Genomic DNA, 265 nt, shown 5'->3' with positions numbered 1-265 from the left:
CAAGAGCGCCATCCCCGAAGACCTGCGTCCACTGATCGGCAACCGCGTGTTTGGCTGCGATGACTGTCAGATCGTTTGCCCGTGGAATCGTTTCGCCCGACCCACCGCCGAAAGCGATTTCAAGCCACGGCACAATCTGGATAACGCTGAACTGGCCGAATTGTTTATGTGGGACGAGGATAAATTTCTCAGCAGCACCGAAGGCTCACCCTTGCGCCGCGCCGGTTACGAACGCTGGTTACGCAACCTGGCGGTGGGCCTGGGC

General features: G+C 59.2%; 1 pseudogene. It reads left to right on the top strand.

Features of this window, described 5'->3' with window-relative positions:
* A pseudogene (locus tag AAEZ06_RS27445) lies at nucleotides 1–265 on the top strand (tRNA epoxyqueuosine(34) reductase QueG); the annotation flags it as partial.

This window comes from Pseudomonas sp. HY7a-MNA-CIBAN-0227 (assembly GCF_040310325.1).
In the GTDB taxonomy this organism is placed as follows: Bacteria; Pseudomonadota; Gammaproteobacteria; order Pseudomonadales; family Pseudomonadaceae; genus Aquipseudomonas.
The sequence above is the reverse complement of the archived record's forward strand: the minus strand, read 5'-3'. Positions and strand labels throughout refer to the sequence as shown.